This is a genomic window from Rhizobium sp. ZX09, assembly GCF_017357485.1.
GTDB classification, from domain to species: Bacteria; Pseudomonadota; Alphaproteobacteria; order Rhizobiales; family Rhizobiaceae; genus Agrobacterium; species Agrobacterium pusense.
This window is the reverse complement of the sequence record NZ_CP031363.1, coordinates 1,888,750-1,907,760: the sequence shown is the minus strand read 5'-3', so window position 1 is coordinate 1,907,760 and position 19,011 is coordinate 1,888,750. Positions and strand designations below refer to the sequence as shown.

13 protein-coding genes and 1 tRNA gene are annotated in these 19,011 nt (G+C 59.0%); 9 read left to right on the top strand and 5 right to left on the bottom strand.

The window, feature by feature from the left end; genetic code table 11:
* Window positions 1-74 precede the first annotated feature (74 nt).
* From dnaG to BTN45_RS09580, 3 genes are all read left to right on the top strand, one after another.
* Window positions 75-2,060: a DNA primase gene (dnaG, locus tag BTN45_RS09590; protein WP_006699649.1), complete on the top strand. Its 1,986-nt coding sequence runs from the start codon at window positions 75-77 to the stop codon at window positions 2,058-2,060.
* A gap of 393 nt (window positions 2,061-2,453) precedes the next feature.
* Window positions 2,454-4,508, top strand: coding sequence for an RNA polymerase sigma factor RpoD (gene rpoD, locus BTN45_RS09585; protein ID WP_004442883.1), 2,055 nt, complete (start codon window positions 2,454-2,456; stop codon window positions 4,506-4,508).
* 194 nt (window positions 4,509-4,702) lie between these two features.
* Window positions 4,703-5,623, top strand: a complete 921-nt coding sequence (locus BTN45_RS09580; protein WP_207587469.1) for a DUF930 domain-containing protein — start codon at window positions 4,703-4,705, stop codon at window positions 5,621-5,623.
* A 94-nt stretch (window positions 5,624-5,717) separates the two neighbouring features.
* Here the strand turns inward: BTN45_RS09580 and BTN45_RS09575 are convergent, their stop codons facing one another.
* Window positions 5,718-8,270, bottom strand: coding sequence for an HWE histidine kinase domain-containing protein (locus BTN45_RS09575; protein WP_207587467.1), 2,553 nt, complete (start codon window positions 8,268-8,270; stop codon window positions 5,718-5,720).
* 253 nt (window positions 8,271-8,523) lie between these two features.
* Here BTN45_RS09575 and BTN45_RS09570 point away from each other — a divergent pair, with 253 nt between their 5' ends.
* Entirely contained in the window at window positions 8,524-8,946 is a 423-nt protein-coding gene (locus BTN45_RS09570; protein ID WP_207587458.1) for a secondary thiamine-phosphate synthase enzyme YjbQ, read from the top strand.
* 150 nt (window positions 8,947-9,096) lie between these two features.
* Window positions 9,097-9,432, top strand: coding sequence for a hypothetical protein (locus BTN45_RS09565; protein ID WP_004442876.1), 336 nt, complete (start codon window positions 9,097-9,099; stop codon window positions 9,430-9,432).
* Between the two features lie 155 nt (window positions 9,433-9,587).
* On the opposite strand, the gene BTN45_RS09560 is transcribed toward BTN45_RS09565, so the two are convergent.
* The gene (locus tag BTN45_RS09560; RefSeq protein WP_207587456.1) at window positions 9,588-10,331 is read right to left on the bottom strand and encodes an SIMPL domain-containing protein; all 744 of its coding nucleotides are present in this window, start codon (window positions 10,329-10,331) and stop codon (window positions 9,588-9,590) included.
* A 178-nt stretch (window positions 10,332-10,509) separates the two neighbouring features.
* On the opposite strand from BTN45_RS09560, the gene BTN45_RS09555 reads away from it, so the two are divergent.
* Window positions 10,510-10,585 (top strand) — tRNA-Ile (locus tag BTN45_RS09555).
* Window positions 10,586-10,762: 177 nt separating this feature from the next.
* On the opposite strand, the gene BTN45_RS09550 is transcribed toward BTN45_RS09555, so the two are convergent.
* Together BTN45_RS09550 and BTN45_RS09545 are read right to left on the bottom strand one after the other, a co-directional pair.
* Window positions 10,763-11,128, bottom strand: a complete 366-nt coding sequence (locus BTN45_RS09550) for a hypothetical protein (RefSeq protein WP_004442874.1) — start codon at window positions 11,126-11,128, stop codon at window positions 10,763-10,765.
* A gap of 211 nt (window positions 11,129-11,339) precedes the next feature.
* Window positions 11,340-11,972 carry an outer membrane protein gene (locus tag BTN45_RS09545; protein ID WP_022556638.1) on the bottom strand — a complete coding sequence of 211 codons (633 nt, stop codon included), beginning with the start codon at window positions 11,970-11,972 and terminating at the stop codon, window positions 11,340-11,342.
* 435 nt (window positions 11,973-12,407) lie between these two features.
* Here BTN45_RS09545 and BTN45_RS09540 point away from each other — a divergent pair, with 435 nt between their 5' ends.
* Entirely contained in the window at window positions 12,408-12,860 is a 453-nt protein-coding gene (locus BTN45_RS09540) for a hypothetical protein (protein WP_207587454.1), read from the top strand.
* A gap of 199 nt (window positions 12,861-13,059) precedes the next feature.
* The gene (locus tag BTN45_RS09535; RefSeq protein WP_034498853.1) at window positions 13,060-13,620 is read left to right on the top strand and encodes a dual specificity protein phosphatase family protein; all 561 of its coding nucleotides are present in this window, start codon (window positions 13,060-13,062) and stop codon (window positions 13,618-13,620) included.
* Between the two features lie 130 nt (window positions 13,621-13,750).
* On the opposite strand, the gene BTN45_RS09530 is transcribed toward BTN45_RS09535, so the two are convergent.
* A complete protein-coding gene (locus tag BTN45_RS09530; RefSeq protein ID WP_207587452.1) occupies window positions 13,751-15,010 on the bottom strand; it encodes an AGE family epimerase/isomerase in 1,260 nt (419 codons plus the stop codon).
* 179 nt (window positions 15,011-15,189) lie between these two features.
* On the opposite strand from BTN45_RS09530, the gene metH reads away from it, so the two are divergent.
* Window positions 15,190-18,963, top strand: a complete 3,774-nt coding sequence (gene metH / locus BTN45_RS09525) for a methionine synthase (protein WP_207587450.1) — start codon at window positions 15,190-15,192, stop codon at window positions 18,961-18,963.
* Window positions 18,964-19,011 lie beyond the last annotated feature (48 nt).

The window sequence follows — 19,011 nt, the reverse complement described above, 5'->3', positions numbered from 1 at the left end:
GTGAACTGGTTCATAGGGTTGGTGCTGGCGCCATTCTGCGCTTATATGAAAGACTGGCCTCGAACAGGTAACCCATGCGCTTTTCCAACTCTTTCCTTGATGAGATACGCGACCGCGTGAACATCTCCGATGTGATCGGCAGACGCGTGTCCTGGGACAAGAAGAAGACCAATGCGCCGCGGGGGGATTATTGGGCCTGCTGCCCGTTCCATGGCGAAAAAAGCCCGAGCTTTCACTGTGAGGACCGCAAAGGGCGGTATCATTGCTTTGGTTGCGGCGTTTCCGGCGATCATTTCCGCTTTCTGACCGAGCTTGAGGGCTTAAGTTTCCCGGAAGCCGTGCAGCAGATCGCCGATATGGCCGGCATTTCCATGCCGCAGCCCGATCCGCAGGCGGAGAAGCGGGAGCGTGAGCGCACCTCTCTGCAGGACGTCATGGAAATGGCCACGCTGTTCTTTCAGGATCAGCTGCAGACGGCGCTCGGCGCTCGGGCTCGGGCTTATCTGCGCGATCGCGGGTTGACCGGGCGTACCATCGAGACCTTCCGGCTGGGTTATGCGCCTGACAGTCGCAACGCGCTGAAGGAGCATCTGGCAAGCAAGGGTGTGTCGAAGGAGCAGATGGAAGCCTGCGGGCTGGTGGTCCATGAAAACGTGCCGGTCTCCTATGACCGTTTTCGCGACCGCATCATGTTCCCGATCCTGTCCTCGCGGGAAAAGGTGATTGCCTTCGGCGGCCGCGCCATGGCTTCGGATGCGGTGGCGAAATATCTCAATTCCAACGAGACCGAACTCTTTCACAAGGGCAATGTTCTCTATAATTTCGCCCGTGCACGTCGGGCCTCACAGGCGGCGGGCGGCACGGTCATTGCAGTCGAAGGGTATATGGATGTCATCGCGCTTTATCAGGCGGGCGTCGAAAATGCCGTCGCACCGCTCGGCACTGCCTTGACCGAAAGCCAGCTCGATCTGCTCTGGAAGATGTCGCCGCAGCCGATCCTCTGTTTCGATGGCGACGGCGCCGGCATTCGCGCCGCCAACCGTGCCGCTGATCTCGCCTTGCCACATATCAAGCCGGATCGCTCCGTCAGCTTCGCGCTTCTGCCCGACGGCAAGGATCCGGATGATCTCGTGCGTCTGGAGGGTAGGGCGCCTTTCGACCGCGTTCTTTCCGAGGCAAAGCCGCTGGCCGCGATGATCTGGAGCCGCGAGACCTCAGGCGTTACTTTCGATACGCCGGAAAAGCGTGCCCAGCTCGAGAGCCGCCTGCGGCAGATCGTGGCCGTTATTGGTGACGAGACGGTGCGGCGCTTCTATCAACAGGACATGCGTGACAGGCTGAATGCCTTCTTCCAGCCGCGCTTTCAGGCAGGCGGGCAGCAGGGTGGCAATTTCCGCCGCAATGGCGCACAGGCGCCGGGGCGTGGCTTTCAGCGCAACGCACCGGGCCGGGGTGGGGCTATGGCCGCACCTGCCAGCAGTATTTCGGAACGGTTGGCGCAATCCGGCCTCGTCAGGGGTTATCAGACCAAGCCGTCGCTTCGGGAGAGCGTTCTGGCCATCACCATCGTCAACCATCCCGAACTGCTTCTCGAGGAATATGACGAGATCGCCGCGATCGACTATGAGAACCGTGACCTGCAACGCCTGTGGTCTACGGTTCTGACCTACGCGGCCGAAAATGCGGCTGCGATATCGCGGGCGGGGCTGATCGAGCGCCTGTCGCAGCAGGGCTTTGACGTGCTGCTGAAAACCATGGATCAGCAGGTGCGCAATGCCCGTCTGTGGACGGCGACCGGCGAGGCGGCGATGGAGGATGCACGGGAAGGTTACGTGCAGGCGCTTTCCCTGCACAAAAGGACAAAGTCGCTCCTCTGGCAGAAAAAGGAGCTGGAGCGCGAAATTGCCGAGGCGACGGATGATGAGCGCGGGACGCTTCTGGTGCGCGCGCTTGCCGAGGTTCAGCTGGAGATCGGCCGAATGGAAAATCAGGAGGCCATCATCGATGGTTTCGGGGTCATGTCCGGCCGGGTGAAGGGACCGGCCGTCGGCCATGGATGATCGTCGCGGCAAGAATTGAAAGGTGTGTGGGGTTGCCTTTTGCGGCAGGCGTCCTAAATAGGGGATAGTCTGGTGATAATTCGCAAAATGCGGCTCTTTTTAAGAATTTCCGTGGCTGTCTCGCCTTCAAAGGCTTGACGGGGCGGGAAATAGCGGGAATCACCAATTCAGGAAAAGTAAGGTGGAATGAGCCTTGGCGGATAGAAATTGCATGAGCAAGCATTTCCGGGTGCACTGTCCTTGCATTCTGCCTGAGGCTGCCGTGGTTAATCGGCAATTAAAGATCACTCCGTTAGGTGTCTGACAGTGATTCGCGGCAATGCGCCGGATGCTCAAGGGGCGGACGGCGATGCGGCGGAACAGGTGTTAGCGTCAGGGAAAGCGACGAGATAGATGGCAACCAAAGTCAAAGAAAACGAAGAAGCAGAAAACGAACGCGACGGTGCGACGGACGGCCCGCTTCTCGACCTTTCGGATGACGCGGTCAAGAAAATGATCAAGGCCGCCAAGAAGCGCGGCTATGTGACGATGGACGAGCTGAATTCGGTCCTGCCGTCCGAAGAGGTGACCTCCGAGCAGATCGAAGACACGATGGCGATGCTGTCCGACATGGGCATCAACGTGATCGAGGACGAGGATGCCGAGGAAGCCGCCGGTGGCGATGACGACGGCGATTCCGACGGTGACGATTCCGAGGGTGGCGAACTTGCGCCTTCCAGCGGCACCGCGCTTGCGACCGCCAAGAAGAAAGAACCAACCGACCGCACCGACGACCCCGTGCGCATGTATCTGCGCGAGATGGGTTCTGTCGAGCTTCTGTCGCGCGAGGGCGAAATCGCCATCGCCAAGCGCATCGAGGCCGGCCGCGAGACGATGATTTCGGGCCTGTGCGAAAGCCCGCTGACGTTCCAGGCGCTTATCATCTGGCGCGACGAACTCAACGAAGGCACCACGCTGCTGCGCGAGATCATCGATCTCGAAACGACCTATTCCGGCCCGGAAGCCAAGGCTGCGCCGCAGTTCCAGAGCCCGGAAAAGATCGAGGCCGACCGCAAGGCCGCCGAAGAAAAGGAAAAGACCCGCAAGCTGCGTGCTCCGACCGGTGACGAGGATGTCACCGATGTTGGTGGTGACGGCCTGCCGCCGGAAGAGGAAGAAGAGGACGACGACGAGTCCAATCTTTCCCTTGCCGCGATGGAAGCCGAACTGCGTCCGCAGGTCATGGAAACGCTCGACACCATTGCCGACACCTACAAGAAGCTGCGCAAGCTTCAGGATCAGCAGGTGGAAGCGCGTCTGGCCTGCACCGGTACGCTTTCTTCAGGCCAGGAGCGTCGTTACAAGGAATTGAAGGATCAGCTGATCACGGCCGTGAAGTCGCTTTCGCTGAACCAGAACCGCATCGACAGCCTTGTCGAGCAGCTCTACGACATTTCCAAGCGTCTGATGCAGAACGAAGGCCGGCTGCTGCGCCTTGCCGAATCCTATGGCGTCAAGCGCGACAGCTTCCTCGAGCAGTATCACGGTGCGGAACTCGATCCGAACTGGATGAAGTCGATCGCCAATCTGGCCGCCCGCGGCTGGAAGGAATTCGCGCGCGAAGAAAGCAACACGATCCGGGAAATCCGCCAGGAGATCCAGAACCTCTCCACGGAAACCGGCATTTCCATCGCCGAATTCCGTCGCATCGTTTCGATGGTGCAGAAGGGTGAGCGCGAAGCGCGCATCGCCAAGAAGGAGATGGTCGAGGCCAACCTGCGTCTCGTGATCTCGATTGCGAAGAAGTATACGAACCGTGGTCTGCAGTTCCTCGATCTCATTCAGGAAGGCAATATCGGCCTGATGAAGGCGGTGGACAAGTTTGAATATCGTCGCGGTTACAAGTTCTCGACCTATGCGACATGGTGGATCAGACAGGCGATCACCCGCTCGATTGCTGACCAGGCCCGCACGATCCGTATTCCGGTGCACATGATCGAAACGATCAACAAGATCGTTCGTACCTCGCGCCAGATGCTGCACGAGATTGGCCGCGAGCCGACCCCGGAAGAACTGGCCGAAAAGCTGGCCATGCCGCTGGAAAAGGTGCGCAAGGTTCTGAAGATCGCCAAGGAGCCGATCTCGCTCGAAACCCCCGTGGGTGACGAAGAGGATTCGCATCTCGGTGACTTCATCGAGGACAAGAACGCGCTGCTGCCGATCGACGCCGCCATTCAGGCGAACCTGCGTGAAACGACCACCCGCGTATTGGCCTCGCTGACACCGCGTGAGGAACGTGTTCTGCGCATGCGCTTCGGCATCGGCATGAACACGGACCATACGCTGGAAGAGGTCGGCCAGCAGTTCTCGGTCACGCGCGAACGTATTCGCCAGATCGAGGCGAAGGCGCTGCGCAAGCTCAAGCACCCAAGCCGCTCAAGAAAGCTCCGCAGCTTCCTCGATAGCTAAGCTTTTGCTTCCTTTAAAATTGAACCCGGTCAGTCAGCTCTGGCCGGGTTTTTTGTTTTCCGCACTGGCGAACTCTGCGACAAGCCTTATGTGTGAGGCAGGGGATCCGCTTCCGCTGGATATGTCCAGGTTCGATTTGGTTCGGTAAGATGCAACAGGTTTCGGCAGGCAGGTGGCGGTGGAAGGGATGGGCTATGCCCGTCTCCGCTCTTCTGCATCTTGTCGTCGTGGCGATTTTCCTTTTCGAATTGCCGGAGCGTGTAGCCGAGCCGCAGGAACCGGAAAGCATCAGCGTCGATCTGGTGCCACCGCCTGAGGAAAAAAAGGCAGAAGAGGCCCCGCCGCCCGGTGAGGAGAAGGCGAAAGAGGAAAAACCGCAACCTCCGCCACCACCTCCCGCGCCACCGGCTGAAGAAGCGAAACCCGTGCAGCAACCGCAGGCGACGTTGCCGGCTATCGCTATGCGACCGGAAGAAGCGCAAGCCGATCCAGAAGATAAGCTGGGCAAAGCCGAGGAAGCGGAAAAGACCGAACCCTCCGAGATGCCTGCAAGCCCACCTGAGAGCACGGCCGAGGAAAAGCCCGCGCCTGCCGCCGCCAATAGCGATCTTCAGGCTTCCGCCGAGAAGGGCGAGATTGCGGTTTCACCGCTGAAGGAGGAGGTTCCGCCGGAAGAGCCGCCTGTTCAGCAGGCAAAACCGACCGAGAAAAAGCCCGCTGAGGTGGAAGAAAAGATGCCTGCGAAACTTCCGGCGGCCAAAAATCTTCTGTCTTCATCCGTGCTGTCACCCGCCCAGAGACGCCAGATGTTCGGTGATCTGCCGCCGCGCCGCCGCATCGTTCAGCTTTGCAGCACGGAAGCTCTGGCGCAGATTCAGGAAGCGGGGTTTGCCGCCAGAGGCATGATCCCCTATTCGGACACAGGTGGGAGGATTTCCGGAAATTCTATCGATGCTTCCGGCGGCGCGTTCAACACGGCCAATGGTTGGCACGATGTGTCGTTCCAGTGCGAAGTTGATCTCGAAAACTATACCGTCACGGAGTTCCGGTTTAAAATCGGGAATGAAGTCAGCCCCGAAGATGCAAAAAAGCGCGGCTTTACACGATTCCAGTGAGGGCGCGCTTACTCATGTCTGAGCAGCCGAGGCCTCGTCGGGACAATCGGCAGGTTGCGGATGCTCGGGACAGCCCGAGGATGACGCCGCGTTCCTATGCTCGCTCCGCATCGCCCACCAAAACCCCAATCCCGGCCATCAGCGCATCCTCATCATAGGGCTTCCTGATAACCGGAACAGCGCCGAATTCATCCGGCACCATGCTGCCATCGGCGTAGCCGGTAGCGAACATGAACGGGATGCCACGGCGGTGAAGTTCCCGGGCGACGGGAATGGAGGTGTCCGAACCGAGATTGATGTCGAGAATTGCCACGTCAGGCACATAGCTTTTCAGCTTTTCAATTGCCATCGCAGACGAAGTCGCCGTTTCGATGGTTTTGATGCCGTTATCCTCGAGCATGTTTTCGACATCCATGGCGATCAGCATCTGATCTTCGACGAGTAATATTTTCAACGGCTCCTCCCGGTTATAGCGGCTGGATTGCCGCGCGGGCTCATTTTCTGTGGGTACTTCGACACTTTCGGTGGCTGACGAGACATGACGGAAGGGCAGCATAATTTCTGCCTCCAATCCATCGGGCAAATAGCGCAACGTACTGCGTCCGCCGAGATCGTAGGGAATGCTGCGGCTGATCAGCGCCGTTCCGAAGCCGGCGCGGGATGGCGTCGGCAGTTTGGTGGTCAGCACTTCCCGCCACTCGATTTCGCAATCGCGGTTTTCGGTGACCCACCAGCGCACATGCAATTGCCCACCGTTTTGCGAAAGCGCACCGTATTTGGCGGCGTTCGTCGCCAGTTCGTGCAGAACGAGAGCCATAACGGAAAAGGCGCGCGAATCAAGTGTGACGTGGGGACCTTCGAGTTTCACCGTCGTTTCCGGGGAACGATGCGGCGACAATTCCGCGTCGAGAAGATCGCGCAGCGCACCGCCGCCTTCGCCTCGGATGATCTGATCATGGGCAAAGGACAAGGCTTGAATGCGGCCTTTCAGGGCAGCCACATATTCCTGCAGGGTCTTGCCTTCCTGTGAGGGATTGCCGACCAGCGATTTGATGATGGCGAGAACATTCTTGACGCGGTGGTTGAGCTCCTCGTTCAACATGCGCTGACGCACTTCGGCGCGTTCCCTTTCGCCGGCCATAAGCTCGCTGTGATGGAAGGCGACCTCGACCAGCGCAATTCTGGCGGCTTCCGCTATCTCCCGGTCGTCCTCCGACCAGGGCTGCGCCCTCTGATGCACCGTCTCTTTCCAGATCGCGAAACTCTTGCGTGGTGTGAGACGGTCCCCCATCGGGCCGGTTTCATAAGATTTTTCCGGATTGCCGGCCCAGTTCAGATTTTGCACGATCTCTTTGCGGAAAAACAGGAGATAGTCCTGTTTCACCTGAGAAAGTGGGATGGCGAGCATTCCAGCTGCCGTGTCGGCGTAGATTTCCGCCTCAGGTATCGCCTGCGACAGCGCATGGGTCGCCCAGACCCTGCCTTCCGAAGCCGAGGCGACGAAACGCGCGAGCCTTGGAATGGCGTCATGCGGTGGCGTTGCGCCATGGCCGTGCCAGTTGTTGTCTACCCAGAGACCGACACCATCACACGGCATCAGATCGGCAAAATCCTGAAAACTGTCGATCAGCAGTTCTTCGATATTGGCGTGGTGCGCGGCTAGCCGCAGGAAGCGATCGAGCGCGGCATGGGCATGGTTGACGGTGTCCAGCCGACGTTTCTGTTTGAGGACCTGCAAATGCATGGAGAAGAATTCTCCAAACATTTCAGCGGCAATCCTCACCGGCATGGTCAGGACACGCGGGGAATAATGGTGACAGGCGATCAGACCCCAGAGGGCGCCATCGACAATCACCGAAATCGACATGGAAGCGGCGACGCCCATATTGCGAAGATACTCGCAATGGATGGGAGAGACGCTGCGCAGGTGCGCGAAAGAGAGGTCGAGCGGTTCGCCGGAGATATCGAGGGCTGGCAGCACGGGGATTCGTGTGCCGCTGGCATCAGAGATAATGCGGAGCGTGTTCTTGAGATAAAGCGTGCGGGCCTGCTGGGGTATGTCGCTGGCGGGGAAATATTGGCCGAGGAAGCTTTCCAGTTCCGGTTGCTTTGCTTCCGACACGACCTTGCCGGCTCCATCTTCCTCAAAGCGGTAAATCATTACCCGGTCGTAGCCAAGCGTCGCCTTTACCAGCCTGGTCGTTCTGGAGATGAGGCTTTCCACGCTGTCCGCCTCGCGAATGCGATCCACCATCTTGCGTGCGGTGCCCAGGGGCTGGGTTTCGCTGCGGGACGGTTCGAATTCGATGATCGTGGTGGATTTGTAGCGGTGGAGGGAAATGTCGAAGCTTCGGCCGTTGCCCATTTCCGTTGCGGGCAACATGGCCGGGCGCGTTGTCCTCCCGGTTACAGTCAGCGCGTTGCGGAGATTGTGTACGAGGTCCTTGCCCAGAACCTCTTCGGCGGTTCGGCCATTGATATCGCCTTCCACACCGAGAATGTCGCAGCAATTTGCCGAATGCCGTAGCACCATGCGCAAGGCGTTATCGCAGGCGATGAGACAGCCGTGGGGTTGAATATAGCCGGGGATATGGATGGGCTCGCGGTCGCAATTGGTCAGATCGATACGATAGTCAGTGGGTGCCATGAGAAAGTCTTTCGCACCCTGTGTCAGCCCTGCGCTGTAAATGCCGTGCTCGTCTATGGACGGGATAGCCTGGATAATTCATTATGATATTGCCAACCCTTCCCCGTTTTATGCAACTGCAGTGGCGGTTTTCCGTTCTGCTGTCATGGGCTGTTATCGCCCTGTCGTCTTATACTTATCGCCATCGGATAGAATTTGACATGGTGCAACGTTCGCAGCGCCGATTTTGTTCCCGACTATTTGAAAGAAAAACGTGCCACAGAAGAAAATAATCATCTCTACTCACGGGCAGGGCCTTTACGAACTTACCTCTGAAGCAAAAGGTTTCGTAAATCAGGCCGGCGTAACGGAAGGGCTGCTGACAGTCTTTGTCCGGCACACATCCTGTTCCCTGCTCATCCAGGAAAATGCCGATCCCGACGTCCGGACCGATCTCACGGAGTTTTTCTCCCGTCTCGTGCCGCCTTCGAGCGATCCTTCCATGCGGTGGGTTGTCCACACCCTGGAGGGCCCCGACGACATGCCCGCCCACATCAAATCGGCGCTCACGATGGTTTCCATCGGCGTTCCCATCACGGATGGCAGGCTCGTGCTTGGCACCTGGCAGGGCCTTTATCTCTTCGAACATCGCGATCAGTCGCATCGGCGCGACGTCGTGCTGCATATCTCGCCGTGATGTGCGGATCCTGATCGGGGTGTGCGCGTTAACCACCCTGAACGCCTGCTGAACATTCGGTTCTGCTGATATTCAGATGGGCGAGTCTAGGGTCTCGTCAATCGCCGGGGGATGTTCCCCCGCCGTCAAAGAAACAAACGGAGTGAGTTCATGTTCAGCACCTTCGCAAAAGCCGGCCTGGCTGCCCTCATCGCCCTTGGTGGTATTTCCGTCACCGCTCCAGCTGCTTCGGCCGGCTCGGATGTACAGTTCCGAGTTCAGGTTCAGGATGGTTATGGTCATCGTCCCGGCTGGGGCCGCCCGGATCGCCCGCGCCGTGGCTGCTCGCCCTGGCTTGCGGAAGAAAAGGCAAGCCGCATGGGTCTTCGCCGCGCGCGTGTTGTTGATGTATCTCCGCGCCGCGTCGTCGTTGCAGGTTTTGACCGCCACGGCCGTGACCGCATCGTATTCGCCAATGAGCGCGGCTGCCCGGTAATCCGCCGCTAACGGCAGCGATCCTGATCGATCTGCCGGCATCCCCGTCCCGGCAGATGGACAAAACGCCCCTCGCTCCCTGAACGGTAGCGAGGGGCGTTTCATTTTATCTGTGCTATGGCGGAGGCCGAGCCGGTGCGGGCGACCCAAAAGCCGCCCCTTGCCGATTACTGCTCGAGCGCGAAGGTGACGTTGACCACAACGCTGTAGCTGTTTTCACCAGACGCAATCGGGACACTGTCCGCTTCCTTCGCCATGGAGGCGCGCATCATGGCCTGCGGCACCGGCATCGGGCGCTGCGTGTTTTCGGTGATCTGGATAACACGGCCGAGCTTTACGCCAGCAGCTTCCGTCAGGGTCTTGGCCTTGGAAAGAGCGTCGGCCACGGCCTGTTTGCGAGCCTCGGTGACGGTGGCTTCAGGCTTATCGTTGGTGAAGCTGATGTCTCCACCCTGGTTGATGCCGAGCTTGACGGATGTATCGAGGATCGCGCCGAGTTTCTTCAGGTCCCGCACCCGCACGGTCAGGCCGTTGGACACCTGGTAACCGGTGATTTCGGGAGCGACATAGACGCCGTCCTTTGGCTCATAATGCTTGTAAAGCGGCTGCACCGAGAAGTTGCTGGTCTGCAGGTCACGATCCTCGATCGCCGCCTCCTTCAGCGCCTTCAGAACATCGGCCAGCGCCTTTGAATTTTCCGAAAGAGCGGCCGCCGCGGTCTCTGCCTGCTTGACGACGCTGAACGACAGTATTGCCATATCAGGAGCGATGGCCGCCTGGCCTTCGCCGGAAACGCTGATTGTGGCTTCACGCGGGGTGGCCTCCTGCGCGAGCAACTGGCCGGAGAGCGGCATCATGGCTGCTGCTGTCATTGCGCTAAGTGCAAAAAGGCGGGCCGATTTTGTCTTCATGGTGTTTCCTCGTTGATTGAGTCCCTTGAACGGGTATTGCCTTAGATTGTGTAGCTAATACGGCGGCACTGTTTAGCGAAAGCATCAATGGCTTGTCGGGCTGTAAAAATTGCGTTAGAGCGTGACCACCGGATTCGAACCATTGCGAAACCGGTGTTTCGGATAGCGTTTTCCGAAGGGGCCTGTAGCTCAATGGTTAGAGCCGGCGGCTCATAACCGCTTGGTTGGGAGTTCGAGTCTCTCCAGGCCCACCATTTTTCTTTTTTAATCAGATGGTTGTTGATTTTCTGTGCTGATCGCGGGGGTGCTGTCGCGCCGCACGCAGTATCGGTGAAAGCGCGTGGTGGGGATGAAAATCGTATCCCGCAATCTCATTCGCTGAAAGCAGCCCGGCTTGCCATTTGAAGCAAACGGGGCCGCAGGATCGGACATTAGTTGCAGACCCGCATGCTTTCGGTGTGCCAGCCGCCGTCATAGGAATTCGGAACCCGCCGGTCTTCAAACCAGCAGCGCGGCGGCGGCGGTGGCGGTTCGTAATAACGGGGGCCGCTATTATTGGCGATGGCGCCACCGATCAGGCCACCGATGACGCCTGCGGCGAGGCCTCCGGCAATCGCTGCGCCATCATTGTGGCGACGGTGTTCGCGATAGGGCGGTGGCGGCGGGCCGCCACGGTCGTAACCCCGATCGTAACGCGGACGGTAGGGATAGTCCTGCGCGCTGGCGCTGCCATAGGATGCGAAAATGCTGCCAGTGGCAACAAGCGCGGCAATCGTGGAAAGAATTATCTTTTTCATCGGGCTACTCCATAAGCCTGCTTCGGGAGATAGAGGCTCATTATGCCCGCATGATGGCACGGAAGTGCTGAACGGCTTGTGAATGCTTCATTTTTACGGAGTTCATATTGTTCCGTTTTTTCGCAGAGCGGATCGTAGCCTGCGCTGATCCTCTGCAACGAAAAAAGCCCGGCGGATGGCCGGGCTTCGGGTCTACAAAACTCGATTGTGATCAGAACTTCACGCCGAGGCCCACCTTGACGGTGTGCTGGTCAAGGTCGGTATTGATGCCAAATATGTCCTTGTCGCCGTAATCGTTGTAACGATATTCCAACCTGCCGAAGACATTGTCGGTGAAGGCGTAATCCAGACCTGCGCCAACCGTGTAGCCGTTGAAGGTGGCGCTGTCCTTGCCGGCGCCGGGGGTGTCGATGAAGCCGCGTGTGGCGGTCCAGCCGGCCGTGCCATAAAGGAGAGCGCGATCGAAGGCATAACCAACGCGGCCACGAACGGACCCTTGCCAGTCGGTGCCAATGTTCACTCCCGCATAATCATTGTCATTCCAGTTATAGTCGACGTCACCCTCGATGCCGAGAACGAAATTATTGTCGAACTGGTAATTGTAACCGGCGAAGGCGCCGAGAATGCCGCCATCGAAATTATCCGAGCCTATGGGGGCACCGGCCGAAAAATCACCATTTGCCCAGCCCGCGCCACCTTGAATACCAAGATAAGGACCAGACCAGGTGAAGACCGGTAACGTTTCCTGTGCGACCGGAGGCGCCGGTGTTTCGTAGACGGCATCCGCGGCCATTGCGGTGCTGGCCGAAAGGGCCAGGAGCGACGTTACGATCAGCGTTTTCATCGTTTTCTCCCTGAGCTGACTGATATGTAGCATATTTTAGTAACTTTTAATATGGTGTGGCTTTCGGCGGTGCCAAGGGGCGGCTTGTCGTCCCTGCCGGCTGGCCTACTTACCTCCATGCCGCGGCGTTTCGTTATGTCCCGCCATGCTGTTCTGATGCTGCGAACGTCTTCGGCGGCGTTTGGTTCCCTTCGCCGTTCTTTCTGAGGACGGCAATGCCGGCGCTATCTGTCACGCTTGGTTGTCTTGACACCGGGGGAGCACCCATAGAGTTGTGGCTGACGGCTGCGATGCCGGTGCTTCGCGCCATATGCTAGAGGCTTGAGCCGCCGTCGAGATAATACCCCAACGACCGCCTCGCGCGGCCGTTTGTGGCTGGAAGGGCAGGGGAGGGCAGAAACGTATGGAGCTTTATTTTAGCGGAGGAGGGGCGACGTGATTGTCGGAGCCGTTCTCAGCGCCATTCTTCTCCTCACCCTTATTGCATTTCCGCGGCATCTCAAACCAGTGGTCATCTGCCTGCTCCTGATATGGGCCGGCACGGCTGCCTTTGTCATTTATGACTGGCGTCGCAGCAGCCAGCGGCTGGAGCATATCGTCGCGACTGCCGGGTTCGAGGCCGCCTGTCCGGATCCTGCACTGCCCATTCGCGTCAGCTTCCGCAATGATAACAATGTCGGGGTGCAGCGTCTGACCTACACGCTGGAGGGCTTCGAACCGGCCTTTCGAGCTTCCGTATCGTTCGATCCCTATCAGGTGAGCGAAAGGCGGATCGAAGCTGGCGAAACCTTCACCGCCTGCCGGACATTTCGCCTGCGCAACAACGAGCGGGTGGAACCGCAAAGGCTGGAGTGGCGGGTTACTGTCATTTCCGCCGAATTTGATTGAAGAGATCACACCGGTGCCGGCAATCACGGTATTTTGAGAATTTATGCTTGGGTCCAAAGGCCCTGCATTGCAACCGCTCCATGGGCCTGCCGTGCCCCGGCTGCTTGCGAAGCGCACGGGCCGCGATGGGGCGTGACTTGTTTTCGCCAGTTTGCGGTGCCATCTGCCACACATTGGATTGATGTCGCGGGTTGATGTTTTGCGTATTTTTCTGAAGTTTTTGAAGATCACGGCCATTGGCCTCGTTGCCCTCCCGGTTTTGGCCGGCGCACATATGGGCATCGGCCAGCTGACGGGGAATTTTCACGAAGTCATTCCCGGCGAGCTTTATCGTTCGGCTCAGCCGAGTGGCAAGGACATCGCCGCTTACGCCAAGGCCTATGGCATCAAGACCATCATCAACCTGCGCGATGAAAAGCGTGAAGCCTGGTATGATACCGAAAGCAAGGCCGCGAAAAACAACGGCATCCGGCTGGTCGACTATCCGCTGAGCTCAAGCGAGAAAGTCTCGGTGGAAGATTCAGAAACGCTGGCGGCGGTGCTGCGCAACGCGGAAAAGCCTGTTCTCATCCATTGCGAACATGGGGCGAACCGCACCGGGCTTGCCTCTGCGATCTATGTTGCCGCCGTGGCAGGCAAGAGCGAGGCGGCCGCCGAGTTTCAACTTTCGCCCTATTACGGCCATGTGCCGATCCCTGGCATCGGGCGTTATGAAATGTATCAGTCCTGGGATGACTTCGAGGAAACAATCGGGTTTTGACTGTTGCTTTATCCTCGGCCCTATGCCGGGGATTTAACCGCGTTGCGTCCGGCCGATAGGCTGCAGATGCCCGGGACAAGCCCGAGCATGACAGTGGAGAAGTCTTCGAACGCCGTTGCGAACAACGCGCTTAATAAACCCCGGCGCTTTCCCCGATCACCCTTGTCAGGCTGCCCGTAGCCGGGAAAAGCGGGATGAGGCAGGCCTGGAGGGCGTGGTATATATCACCCTTGCCTGGGAACAGCGTGTGAGCGGGAACCAGATTTTCCGTCAGTTCCTCATGCCAGCCGCCATTTTCATGGTCGATGAAGCTGTTGGCGATGGTGCTCCAGATGCGGCGGTAGCTGTCTTCATAGAAAGGGTCCGCCGGCAGGTTTTCGTTGAGAAAATGGGCCGCACCCGCCGCTTCGCACATGGGCCACCAGAGCTTTGCCCGCTTGTCGGGATTGTCGTTCCAGTCGAGAGTATAAAAGAAGCCGCCCTTTTCCCGATCCCAGCCAAGCGCCATGGACTGCACGAACAGCGATTTGGCGGCCACCGGCATCCAGTCGTGGCGGCGATCACCCAACACCCAAAGCTGGAGGAGGAGGCGCGCCCATTCCAGCCAATGGCCGGGGGTGGAGCCGGAGGGACGGAACATCTCGTTGCCGCGATAGTCCTTGTCGAGTGTCCAGTTGTCGTCGAAATGCTCCGGAACCCGGAAATCCAGTTCACCGGCGCGACGGCGGATGAGAAGATCGGCGATGCGTTCGGCCTTGCCGAGGTAGTTTTTGTCGCCGGTCACCTCATAGGCGGCCATCAACGCTTCGGTCAGATGCATATTGGAATTCTGGCCGCGATAATTATCGATGGGCGACCAGTCACGGTTGAATTCCTCGGCGATCGCGCCGTGTTTTTCTTCCCAGAAACGGGTTTCCAGCACTTCGGTAATATCGGCCAGCATCTGGTCGGCGAGCGGGTGCCCGACGGTCTTGGCGGAGGAGGCGGCCAGAAGCACGAAGGCATGGCCGTAACCCTGCTTGGTGGCGTCCACGGGGCCGGCATCGTTAACCTGCCAGAAATAGCCGCCATGCTCGCTGTCGCGATGCCTGTTCCAGAGATAGGTCATGCCGTGGTCGACAATATCGCCGCAGCCCGGACGGCCAAGCAGGTGGCCGATGGAGAAGCAATGCACCATGCGCGCGGAGGCATGGATGCCGCGCACGGGATCGTTTGCCTGCAGCGGCGCGCCCTTGCCGTCCAGATCGAAGAAGCCGCCGGCAGGATTGAGCGCCCGGTACTGGAAGAAGTCGAAAAGCCCCTCGGCCTGTTTTACCAGCCACTGGCGGTGCCAGGGCAGGGTATTCCAGTTTCGGCTGTTGTGATCGTCCTCAGACATCGCGTCCTCCATGCGGTTTGCTGCTTCGGCTTATATCCTTGCCGTATAAGCCTGTCATCTGTCAGCGATATTTCGTAACGTGACGCAACGACGCAAAGCCATGCCTGTCCCTTGAAGATATATTGACATAAACATATCTTTATGTGACTTGACGACTTGCGATCTTGCAAATCGAAATGAGGAGTGTGCCCGTGTTTGACGATCTGTTTGGCCCTGAGGGGGCAAAGCGCGACGGCGCGGAAATTTTCAAGGCGCTGCGCGAAGCCGCCAGCGAGCGCATCCTCATTCTCGACGGCGCCATGGGCACGCAGATTCAGGGTCTCGGTTTTGACGAAGACCATTTTCGTGGTGACCGCTTCATCGGCTGCGCCTGTCACCAGAAAGGCAATAACGACCTTCTGATTCTGACCCAGCCGGACGCTATCGAAGACATCCACTATCGCTACGCCATGGCGGGTGCGGATATTCTCGAAACCAACACGTTTTCCTCGACCCGTATCGCGCAGGCCGATTACGAGATGGAAAATGCCGTCTACGACCTCAACCGCGAGGGTGCGCAGATCGTCCGCCGCGCCGCCCAGCGCGCCGAGCGGGAGGATGGCCGCCGCCGTTTCGTGGCCGGCGCCATCGGCCCCACCAACCGCACGGCTTCCATTTCGCCTGATGTCAACAATCCGGGTTACCGCGCCGTCAGCTTTGACGATCTGCGTATCGCCTATGGCGAGCAGATCGACGGCCTGATCGACGGCGGCGCCGATATCATCCTCATCGAGACGATCTTCGATACGCTGAACGCCAAGGCGGCGATCTTCGCCTGCGAGGAGCGTTTCGAGGCCAAGGGCATCCGCCTGCCGGTCATGATCTCGGGCACGATCACAGATCTATCCGGCCGCACGCTTTCCGGCCAGACGCCGTCTGCCTTCTGGAATTCGGTGCGCCACGCCAACCCCTTTACCATCGGCCTTAACTGCGCACTCGGTGCGGATGCCATGCGTCCGCACCTGCAGGAGCTTTCAGACGTCGCCGACACCTTCGTTTGCGCCTATCCGAATGCAGGCCTGCCGAACGAGTTCGGACAGTATGACGAAACGCCTGAGATGATGGCGCGTCAGGTGCAGGGTTTCGCCCGCGACGGCCTCGTGAACATCGTTGGCGGTTGCTGCGGCTCGACGCCGGAGCATATCCGGGCGATTGCCGAGGCGGTCAAGGATTACAAGCCGCGCCCGATCCCCGAGCACAAGCCCTTCATGTCGCTTTCGGGCCTTGAGCCCTTCGTGCTGACCAAGGACATTCCCTTCGTCAATGTCGGCGAGCGCACCAACGTCACCGGCTCGGCCAAGTTCCGCAAGCTCATCACCGCCGGTGATTACACGGCGGCGCTGGCCGTTGCCCGCGATCAGGTGGAAAACGGCGCGCAGATCATCGACATCAACATGGATGAAGGCCTGATCGATTCCGAAAAGGCGATGGTGGAGTTTTTGAACCTCATCGCTGCCGAGCCCGACATCGCCCGCGTGCCTGTCATGATCGACTCTTCGAAGTTCGAGATCATCGAGGCCGGTCTGAAATGCGTTCAGGGCAAGTCGATCGTCAATTCCATTTCGCTGAAGGAAGGCGAGGAGAAGTTTCTCCAGCAGGCGCGGCTCGTCCACAATTACGGCGCGGCAGTCGTTGTCATGGCCTTTGACGAGGTGGGGCAGGCGGATACCTATCAGCGCAAGGTGGAAATCTGCGCGCGGGCCTACAAGCTGCTGACTGAAAAGGCCGGGCTGGCGCCTGAGGACATCATCTTCGATCCGAACGTCTTTGCTGTCGCGACCGGTATCGAGGAGCACAATAATTACGGCGTTGATTTCATCGAGGCCACCAAGACCATCCGCGAAACCATGCCGCTTACGCATATTTCCGGTGGCGTTTCCAACCTTTCCTTCTCCTTCCGCGGCAATGAACCGGTGCGCGAGGCGATGCATGCCGTGTTCCTGTATCACGCCATCCAGGTTGGCATGGATATGGGCATCGTCAACGCCGGTCAGCTTGCGGTTTATGACAATATCGACCCGGAGCTTCGCGAGGCCTGCGAGGACGTGGTGCTAAACCGCCGCGATGACGCGACCGAACGCCTGCTGGAGGTCGCGGAGCGTTTCCGGGGCACGGGCGCCAAGGATACCAAGGTTCAGGATCTTTCCTGGCGCGAACTGCCCGTCGAGAAAAGGCTGGAGCACGCGCTGGTCAACGGCATCACCGAATATATCGAGGCCGATACGGAAGAGGCGCGCCAGAAGGCGGAGCGTCCGCTGCACGTCATCGAAGGGCCGCTGATGGCCGGCATGAACGTGGTGGGCGACCTCTTCGGTTCGGGCAAGATGTTCCTGCCGCAGGTGGTGAAATCCGCTCGCGTGATGAAGCAGGCCGTGGCGGTGCTTCTTCCTTACATGGAAGAAGAAAAGCGCCTGAACGGCGGCGAAGAGAAGAAGGCGGCCGGCAAGGTGCTGATGGCGACCGTCAAGGGCGATGTGCACGATATCGGCAAGAACATCGTCGGTGTCGTTCTCGCCTGCAACAATTACGAGATCATCGATCTCGGCGTCATGGTGCCGACGACGAAAATCCTCGAAACGGCAATCGCCGAAAAGGTGGATGTGATCGGCCTTTCCGGCCTCATTACCCCGTCGCTGGACGAGATGGTGCATGTGGCCGCAGAAATGGAACGGCAGGGTTTCGACATCCCGCTGCTAATCGGTGGTGCGACGACGAGCCGTGTGCATACGGCGGTAAAAATTCATCCGCGGTATGAGCAGGGGCAGGCGATCTATGTGACCGACGCCTCGCGCGCCGTGGGCGTCGTGTCGGCGCTTCTCTCCGCCGAGCAGAAGCCGGCTTATATCGACGGTATTCGCAGCGAATATGCCAAGGTGGCAGAGGCTCACGCCCGCAACGAGCGTGAGAAGCAGCGCCTGCCGCTTTCCCGCGCCCGCGAGAATGCGCACAAGATTGAATGGTCGAGCTATAGCGCCGTCAAGCCACAATTCTTCGGCACAAAGGTATTCGAGACCTATGATCTGGAAGAGCTTTCCCGTTACATCGACTGGACGCCGTTTTTCCAGACCTGGGAATTGAAGGGCCGCTTCCCCGCGATTCTCGATGACGAAAAGCAGGGCGAGGCGGCGCGTCAGCTCTATAGCGATGCGCAGGCGATGCTGAAGAAGATCATTGAGGAGAACTGGTTCCGGCCGCGCGCGGTGATCGGCTTCTGGCCGGCTAATGCGGTGGGCGACGATATCAGGCTGTTTACCGATGAGAGCCGCAATGAAGAGCTGGCGACCTTCTTCACGCTGCGCCAGCAGCTTTCCAAGCGAGACGGACGCCCCAACGTGGCGCTGTCCGATTTCGTCGCGCCTGTCGATAGCGGTGTTGCCGATTATGTCGGCGGCTTCGTGGTAACGGCGGGTATCGAGGAGGTGGCGATTGCCGAGCGTTTCGAGCGGGCGAATGACGATTATTCGTCCATCCTCGTCAAGGCGCTGGCCGACCGTTTCGCGGAGGCCTTCGCCGAGCGCATGCATGAGCGGGTGCGTAAGGAGTTCTGGGGTTATGCACCGGATGAGGCTTTTGCCGGTGATGAGCTGATTGGCGAGGCCTATGCCGGTATCCGCCCGGCACCTGGCTATCCGGCCCAGCCCGACCACACCGAAAAGAAGACGCTGTTTGCCCTGCTCGACGCCACCAATGCGGCGGGTGTGGAATTGACGGAAAGTTACGCCATGTGGCCGGGCTCTTCCGTGTCGGGCATCTATATCGGCCACCCCGAAAGCTATTATTTCGGCGTTGCCAAGGTGGAGCGTGATCAGGTGCTGGATTATGCGCGCCGCAAGGATATGCCGGTTGAGGAAGTGGAGCGCTGGCTCGGTCCGGTGCTCAACTACGTGCCGACGAACGGCGAGGAGAAAATCGATAGCGCGGCCTGATGGTTCACGCATTGCCGGGACAAATAAAAAGCGCGGGTCTTGCCCGCG

Excerpts from the sequence above, each read along its gene's own strand:
- BTN45_RS09545 (WP_022556638.1), bottom strand. The coding sequence starts at position 11,972 with ATGAAAACGCTGATCGTAACGTCGCTCCTGGCCCTTTCGGCCAGCACC.
- BTN45_RS09580 (WP_207587469.1), top strand. The coding sequence starts at position 4,703 with ATGCCCGTCTCCGCTCTTCTGCATCTTGTCGTCGTGGCGATTTTCCTT.
- BTN45_RS09575 (WP_207587467.1), bottom strand. The coding sequence starts at position 8,270 with ATGGCACCCACTGACTATCGTATCGATCTGACCAATTGCGACCGCGAG.
- BTN45_RS09560 (WP_207587456.1), bottom strand. The coding sequence starts at position 10,331 with ATGAAGACAAAATCGGCCCGCCTTTTTGCACTTAGCGCAATGACAGCA.
- rpoD (WP_004442883.1), top strand. The coding sequence starts at position 2,454 with ATGGCAACCAAAGTCAAAGAAAACGAAGAAGCAGAAAACGAACGCGAC.
- BTN45_RS09565 (WP_004442876.1), top strand. The coding sequence starts at position 9,097 with ATGTTCAGCACCTTCGCAAAAGCCGGCCTGGCTGCCCTCATCGCCCTT.
- dnaG (WP_006699649.1), top strand. The coding sequence starts at position 75 with ATGCGCTTTTCCAACTCTTTCCTTGATGAGATACGCGACCGCGTGAAC.
- BTN45_RS09530 (WP_207587452.1), bottom strand. The coding sequence starts at position 15,010 with ATGGAGGACGCGATGTCTGAGGACGATCACAACAGCCGAAACTGGAAT.
- BTN45_RS09550 (WP_004442874.1), bottom strand. The coding sequence starts at position 11,128 with ATGAAAAAGATAATTCTTTCCACGATTGCCGCGCTTGTTGCCACTGGC.